This window comes from Streptomyces sp. BR123 (assembly GCF_013401435.1).
GTDB lineage: Bacteria > Actinomycetota > Actinomycetes > Streptomycetales > Streptomycetaceae > Streptomyces.
Genome location: NZ_JACBGN010000352.1, coordinates 1 through 6,839, shown reverse-complemented (window position 1 = coordinate 6,839; position 6,839 = coordinate 1). Strand labels below are relative to the sequence as shown.

The following is a 6,839-nucleotide window of genomic DNA, read 5'->3' as shown; positions in this document are numbered from 1 at the left end:
GATCAGAACCCCCCGCCTCCCCCGTAACGCCGACGGCCGCCGAGGGTTCGTCCCGGAGTGTCCGCAACCGCCCCCCGCCTGCGATTTTCCCGGTGATCTTGCCCGGTGACGAGAAGCTCCTGATCGGGCATACTCGTGCCGCCGCAGCCGCTGAACTGCCCCTTCCGTGATCCGGGCGGGCAGTATCGGCTGTAAGAGCACCGTTACCCGGCGGCGCGTCCCACACCTCACGCGCCGCCGCCGTGCCCACGAGGGAGGAGAGCGCCGCCATGACCGACCGCGCCCCGCAGCCGGTGGACCGTCAGCTGCCCACCGAGGAGTCCCGGGACCTCCTCGCGCTCGTACGAGAGATCATCCAGCGGGAGATTAGCCCCCGAGCCGCCGAAGAGGAGGAGTCCGGGCACTTCCCGCGCGAGGTTTTCACCCTGTTGTCGGAATCGGGCCTGCTCGGTCTGCCGTACGACAGCGAGTACGGCGGCGGTGAGCAGCCCTACGAGGTCTACCTCCAGGTCCTGGAGGAGCTCGCCGCGGCCCGCCTGACCGTCGGCCTCGGCGTGAGCGTCCACTCCCTCGCCTGCCACGGCCTGGCCGGCTACGGCACCAAGGAGCAGCGGGCCGCCCACCTGCCCGCCATGCTCGGCGGCGGACTGCTCGGCGCCTACTGCCTCTCCGAGCCGGCCGCCGGATCCGACGCCGCCTCGCTCGCCACCAAGGCCGTCCGCGACGGCGACGACTGGGTCGTCAGCGGCACCAAGGCCTGGATCACCCACGGCGGGGTCGCCGACTTCTACACCGTCCTCGCCCGCACCGGTGGCGAGGGCCCCAAGGGCATCACCGCCTTCCTCGTGCCCGGTGACGCCGATGGCCTCTCCGCAGCCGCCCCCGAGAAGAAGATGGGCATGAAGGGCTCGCCCACCGCCCAGCTGCACTTCGACGGCGTCCGCATCCCCGACGCCCGGCGCATCGGCGAGGAGGGCCAGGGCTTCACCATCGCGCTGGCCGCCCTGGACGCCGGCCGCCTGGGTATCGCCGCCTGTGCCATCGGTGTGGCCCAGGCCGCCCTGGACGAGGCCCTCGCCTACGCTCAGGGCCGCACGCAGTTCGGCCGTCCCATCGCCGACTTCCAGGGCCTGCGGTTCATGCTCGCCGACATGGCGACCCGCATCGAGGCGGGCCGGGCCCTGTACCTGGCCGCGGCGCGCCTGCGCGACGCGGGCAAGCCGTTCTCCCGCCAGGCGGCGATGGCCAAGCTGTTCTGCACGGACACCGCCATGGCCGTCACCACGGACGCGGTCCAGGTCCTCGGCGGCTACGGCTACACCCAGGACTTCCCGGTGGAGCGCCTGATGCGCGAGGCCAAGGTCCTGCAGATCGTCGAGGGCACCAACCAGATCCAGCGCATGGTCATCGCCCGTCACCTGGCCGGCCCCGAAACCCGCTGACACGGCCTCTGCCGGTTCCGCTGCCCGGGCCTTGTGGCAGGTCCCGGGCAGCGTGCACGGCCCGCACGGCGAGGTTCATGAGGGGGCAGCCCAGCCTCGCCCTCGGGCCGATGAGCACGTCAGCGCCCAGGGCACTGCACACGGACGTGCTTGAAGGCCCTCCGATGGGGCCCGAAGCTGTCGTGCCCTGGCTGAGTCGAAGGCGAGGCGTCACCCGTCGTCGCCAGGCACGGCCGGCCAGCGCATTGTCCCGGCCCCGCTGTCCTTCCGCTCCTCGGCTGCCGGGGTGGACCTGCCCGCGCGTCGATGCGGTGGGTAGTGTCGCACGCGTCGTGCGGAGCGGATCCTGGGGCGGTGATCCGCCCCGGTTGTTCCTTGCCGAGTCTTCTGCGCGTGCTGCTGCTGGTCTGCCTCATACTCTCCGCTACGGGAACGGTCGGCGCGGCTGAGGCCGAGCCGACCGATTGTCGAGCCGATCAGCTCAAGAAGGCCAAGGTCACGGCGCTGGCAGAGATCAAACACCAGGGCTCCGACTACAGCAAGCTCACCAGCACCTTGGATGTCGGTGTGCCCGCCGAGTGGGCGCACGCCTCCGACCTGCTCCTGGACACCCACTCGCCAGACTATCGTTCAGCACTGAGGTGCCTGGTGGACAAGCCCTTGAGGGACCCGAACGACTTCCGTGACAATGAGTGGCGCTTCAAGCCGGTGACCGCGAAGGCCGACGGTAAGTGGGTCAAGGTCCACTACCAGGCCGTCAACTGGGTCCAGTACGAACAGCTCGTCACATTCGGCCCCTGGACGCTGACAGTCGAGAAGGATGGCTGGCGCCTCGCCTTGCGGCCTTCCCCCACTCTGGAGGGCGCGACCTGGGAGAGCGTGCATGTCAGCCTGGGCGGACTTGGAGCCCTGACGGCCAGCCCCCCTCCGAGGTTCGGCGAAGGTGGAACGAAGCTGAGCTGGATGCACAAACAACCAGCCGAGCATCTCACGGTCACTTTCCGCCCTCCCGCGGTGCAGCAGTGGAGCTTCATCACCACATCGACGGATGACACGTGGCAGGCATGGGAGACGTGGGGATCCTTCAGCGCCTCGGGAGCGTTTTGGTACGTTGCCGCGGGCGCACTGCTGCTCCTCGCGGGCCGACGGCTGAGGCGGAGTCTGATCGGCAAACCGAAGCCACAGGAGTCGAAAGCGCTCAACGTCATGCGGTGGTGGGCGATCCTGCTGATGCTCCTTGGCTTGCTCATCTACCTCGGCGACAACCTATACAGGCTTCTGGCCCGACTGATGGACTGGAAGGGCAACTACGAGCCGACGGTGGCGGTGTTCACCCTGGCGTTCCTTGGTCTTGTGCTGTGTCTGTTCGGCGGCGTGTCGAAGCACTACCGCGTAGGTGTGTGCGTGCTCATCGTGTCCCTGACAGGGTGGTATTTCGTGGCGGAGGTTCTTGACTTCACGCTGCTGCCCACGGCCGACCAAACTTTGTCTCCTCTGGGCTACTGGACTGGTGCCATGGCCTGCGTCGCGCTGACGGCAGTGTGCTGGCTGGGTTTGATCGCCGGCGGGCAGCGGGTCCTACTGATGGGAGAGACGCGACTGTCGGCGTGGGTGATGGTCTGCGCCGCTGTTGCGGCAGCGATGATGACGGTCCTGTGGGGCTATCTTGCCTTCAAGCGCGACTGGGAGCGGGTCAGCTGGCTCGCCGATCCGCGCTGGCACGACTATGAGGCCAGCTGGGAATCTTCCTTCGATGAGTGGTGGTGGAATTTCCCTGCAAACGCACTGGAGCCGATGCTGTTCTTCGTCTCCATCCTGGCGCCGCTGGTCGTGCTGGGGGTGTTGCGGGTTTGTCGGGTTGAACAGTACGAGAAGGAGGCGTTCACACCGGGCTCGGCAGAGAAGTTCCTCCTCGTGGTCCTCTTCGCCGTCACCCTCGCCCCCTACACGCTGTTCTACGGCTTCTCCGGTTACGCCCTCACCCTGCTGTTGTGCCTGGGCGCGGCCTGGGGCGTGCTTGCCGTGGGCTCTTCCACTTCTGTACTGGAGAAGTCCGTCGCCGACAGTGCACCGCTGGGAAGGGTGATTTCCCGGACCGAGAGGGCCGACGTCCTGCGCCTGGCGCGCCGGTTCCGGGAGCTCCAAGCGCGGTTGCACCATCTCGGCACTGTGGACCCGGCGGAGCGTTCGGCGGTACAGGAGTCGATTGAGGTCGAGATCGACCGGCTGGACCAGTCGTTGCCGCAGGGGGTCAGGCCCGCCGATCTTCCCTTTGCCTGTGGCCCCATGCCCACGTGGTGGGGCAACGCATGCAGGGGGGCTGTCAACGCGGGCCTCGTCGGGCTACCGGTGACAGGCCTGGTGTACTGGATCAGCGCAGTCAAAGACGAATCCTGGGTGCTGAACACTCTGGACCCGGCGGGATTGCTCTGGATCACGCAGGAGATTCTCCTCTGGCAGGTCGCCTGGATCGTCGGAGGATTTTTCCTCGGGGCATTGTGGCGTGACCTGCCGGGCCGTCACGGGCCTACGAAAGCCATTTTCGTCGCGCTCGCGTTTGCCGTCCCGGCGGCCGCCGACTTCGTCATCGCCCAGGCCCTCGGTGGGTACGTACCCTGGGCGGTCGGCTCCATCGCCGCGTTCGGGTCGGTGATGACGTGCACGGGTCTCGTCATGGACCTGCAGACCTTCCAGGACGAGCGGCGCTACTGGCCGACCCATGCGAGTTTCGTTGCGTACGTCTACCGGATGCGCTTCGCCTCGGTGGCGTTCTTCCTGGCGCAGCTGCTCGCGCTCGCCACGATCTGGAAGACTTTCACGGAAGGCGGCCAGACTCCTTCTCCGTAGCCTGCTTCAGCTCTCGAAGAGGGGCCCCGTCGGCCAGATCGGGGACGTTGCGACGCGGGACCACTCCGGGTCGCGGTAGCCCGGCAGGGTGCGGCCGTCGTCGGCCCAGAGGGTCAGCAGCGCGCGGTAGATCGGCGGGTCGGACTGCCGGTGCTGAACCGATTCTCCCGCGGTGTGCGGCGCCGGGCGGCGGCGTCGGGCCGGTCTCGGTGCGGGCGTGTCGAGTGCGGTCACGCCCGGTCCAACGCGCCGCCCGACCGGCGGGTAACCGCAACCGCCCCCCGGGTTTCCGTTCGAGGTGTCCCCGTACGGCCCTGCACGGCGTGCGCGGGGGTGGGCGTCGAGGCGTGCCGGACTGTCAGGGAATGACAGAAGTGGAGGCGCCGGTGCTGTTTCTGACGTACCGTCAATTCCGTTCGACCGCACCGCGCCCCGCCCCCGTGCCCCTGGAGCTGCGCCATGCCCGCGGACCGCCCCGTCCCCCTGGACGAGTACCCCATCCACCAGGCACCGCTGTCGATGAAGCACGTCGTCACCGGCGACCGCAACGCCTACGACCGCTGCATCTTCCACGTCTTCGACCACGCCGGCCGGGCCGTCCTGATCGCCGGCCTCGGCGTCTACCCCAACACCGGCGTCATCGACGCGTACGCCACCCTCCGCACCGGAGACGTGCTCCTCGCCGTCCGCGCCTCGGACGCTCTCACCGACGACCGCATGAACCTCGCCGTCGGCCCGCTGCGCATCACCGTCGAGGAGCCCCTCCGGCGGATCGCCCTGCGCTGCGACCCCGACCCCGCCGACCCCGACGGCCTCTCCTTCGACCTCGCCTGGACCGCCGAGTTCCCCGCCGTCTGGGAACCGCACCACACCCAGCGGCGCGGCGACCGGCTCGTCCTCGAAGGCCGCCGCTTCGTCCAGGCCGGCCACGTCACCGGCACCCTGCGCGCCCGGGGCGAGGAGCACGTCCTCACCCCCGACGCCTGGACCGGCACCCGCGACCGCAGCTGGGGCGTCCGCCCGATCCCCGGCGAGGACGGCGGCCGGGCCGCCGAGGAGCACCGGCCCGAGGGCTTCCACTGGCTCTGGATCCCCGTCCGCTTCCCGGACCGGTTCGTCATGGTCATCGTCCAGGAGGACGCCGACGGCCGCCGCACCCTCAACGAAGCCGTCCAGGTCTTCCGTGAGGGCAGCGGCCGCCCCGACGTCCAACTCGGCTGGCCGCACACCGACATCCGCTACCGCCCCGGCACCCGGCACCCCGAGAGCGCCGTCGTCCACCTCGCCGACCCCGCCCGCAAACCCCTCGAACTCGGTGTCGAGATCCTCGGCTCCTCCCCGCTCGCCGTCGGCGCCGGCTACCCGCCCGCCGCCGACTGGCAGCACGGCACCTGGCAGGGCCGCGGCTGGACCGACCGCCGCGTCCTCGACCTCTCCGACCCGGCCGCACACCCCATGGCCCCCCACGGCGTCACCGACCACTCGGCCCGCTTCACCCTCGACGGGCAGACCGGCCACGGCATCTTCGAACACGGCAGCTCCGGCCGCCACGACCCCAGCGGCTTCACCGACCACGCCTCGGTCGCCCCGTAGCGGCCGGCCGGCCGACGGCAGCACACGACAAGAGGGCGGTCATGGCAGCAGCACCGGCACCACGTCCCCGCACCTCCACCCGGGAGCCCGAAGAACTCGCCCGGCGCCTGACCGCCTGGCTCGACGGCCGCCTCCCCGGCGCCCGCGTGTCCGGCGTCCGCGTCCCCGCCTCCAACGGCATGTCCAGCGAAACCCTGCTCTTCGACATCGAGCACCCCGACACCCCGGTCCGCGCCTGCACCCTGCGCCTCGCCGCCGACCCGGCCGCCCACGCCGTCTTCCCCGGCTCCCGGCCGACCCCGACCGGCTGATCCTGCACCACGCCACCCTCGACGCCATGGTGCGCGGCGCCTACTGGTGACCGTACGAGCGGCCCCACCGAACGACGCCGCGGGGAGGGCCGCTCGCACGCCCCTGGACACGGCTGCGGCCCGGGCCGAACGGCCCGGGCCCGGTCATCGTCCCGCCGCGCCCCCGCGGCAGGCCCTCCCGCCCGATCAGGCGGCCTGTGCGTGCCGGCTCCGCTGCAGCGGAACCGCAGCCCCGAGCCGGACCGGACGCGAGCCGGGACCGCCCACGTGCGAGAACGGCTGGGTACGCCAGTCCAGGCCCTGAGGCAGCGTCAGCATGACGACCTCCAGCTCCGGGGACTCCGCGCCCGGGCCCACGGCGGGCTGCGCGTCGGCAGCCGGGCGGCCGGTGCCCGCGCACACGGTCAGCCCGAACGGATTCCACGGGCTCAGGCAGAGCGCGTGCTCCGGCAGGTACTCCTCGTCCGCGACGAGGGCGATCGACTGGCCGCAGTCGGGGCAGATCGAGTGGCGGATCTCGAACCCCTCGCCGTCGTCGAGGCAATCGGCGTCGTCGGCGTAGTCGACCGCGCCGGGATCCAGGGGCTCCGGTTCCGTACGACCGGTGCGCTTGGTGTTCTGCATGGATGTACTCCCCCTTGGGTGG

Annotated in this window: 5 protein-coding genes and 1 pseudogene; 4 read left to right on the top strand and 2 right to left on the bottom strand. The window is 70.4% G+C overall.

Annotated elements, in window-relative coordinates:
- Positions 1 to 269: 269 nt before the first annotated feature.
- A complete protein-coding gene (locus HYE82_RS32315; RefSeq protein WP_179177767.1) occupies positions 270 to 1,442 on the top strand; it encodes an acyl-CoA dehydrogenase family protein in 1,173 nt (390 codons plus the stop codon).
- Positions 1,443 to 1,835: 393 nt separating this feature from the next.
- Complete coding sequence (locus HYE82_RS32310; protein ID WP_179177766.1) at positions 1,836 to 4,289, top strand: DUF6185 family protein; 2,454 nt, start codon at positions 1,836 to 1,838, stop codon at positions 4,287 to 4,289.
- Positions 4,290 to 4,295: 6 nt separating this feature from the next.
- On the opposite strand, the gene HYE82_RS32305 is transcribed toward HYE82_RS32310, so the two are convergent.
- A complete protein-coding gene (locus HYE82_RS32305; protein WP_179177765.1) occupies positions 4,296 to 4,523 on the bottom strand; it encodes a hypothetical protein in 228 nt (75 codons plus the stop codon).
- A gap of 225 nt (positions 4,524 to 4,748) precedes the next feature.
- Here HYE82_RS32305 and HYE82_RS32300 point away from each other — a divergent pair, with 225 nt between their 5' ends.
- Positions 4,749 to 5,882 (top strand): hypothetical protein, encoded by a 1,134-nt coding sequence (locus HYE82_RS32300; protein ID WP_179177764.1) that lies wholly within the window; start codon positions 4,749 to 4,751, stop codon positions 5,880 to 5,882.
- Between the two features lie 41 nt (positions 5,883 to 5,923).
- Positions 5,924 to 6,166 (top strand): annotated as a pseudogene (locus HYE82_RS32295) (phosphotransferase family protein); the annotation flags it as partial.
- A gap of 213 nt (positions 6,167 to 6,379) precedes the next feature.
- Here the strand turns inward: HYE82_RS32295 and HYE82_RS32290 are convergent.
- The gene (locus HYE82_RS32290) at positions 6,380 to 6,817 is read right to left on the bottom strand and encodes a hypothetical protein (RefSeq protein WP_179177763.1); all 438 of its coding nucleotides are present in this window, start codon (positions 6,815 to 6,817) and stop codon (positions 6,380 to 6,382) included.
- Positions 6,818 to 6,839 lie beyond the last annotated feature (22 nt).

Excerpts from the sequence above, each read along its gene's own strand:
- HYE82_RS32315 (WP_179177767.1), top strand. The coding sequence starts at position 270 with ATGACCGACCGCGCCCCGCAGCCGGTGGACCGTCAGCTGCCCACCGAG.
- HYE82_RS32300 (WP_179177764.1), top strand. The coding sequence starts at position 4,749 with ATGCCCGCGGACCGCCCCGTCCCCCTGGACGAGTACCCCATCCACCAG.
- HYE82_RS32290 (WP_179177763.1), bottom strand. The coding sequence starts at position 6,817 with ATGCAGAACACCAAGCGCACCGGTCGTACGGAACCGGAGCCCCTGGAT.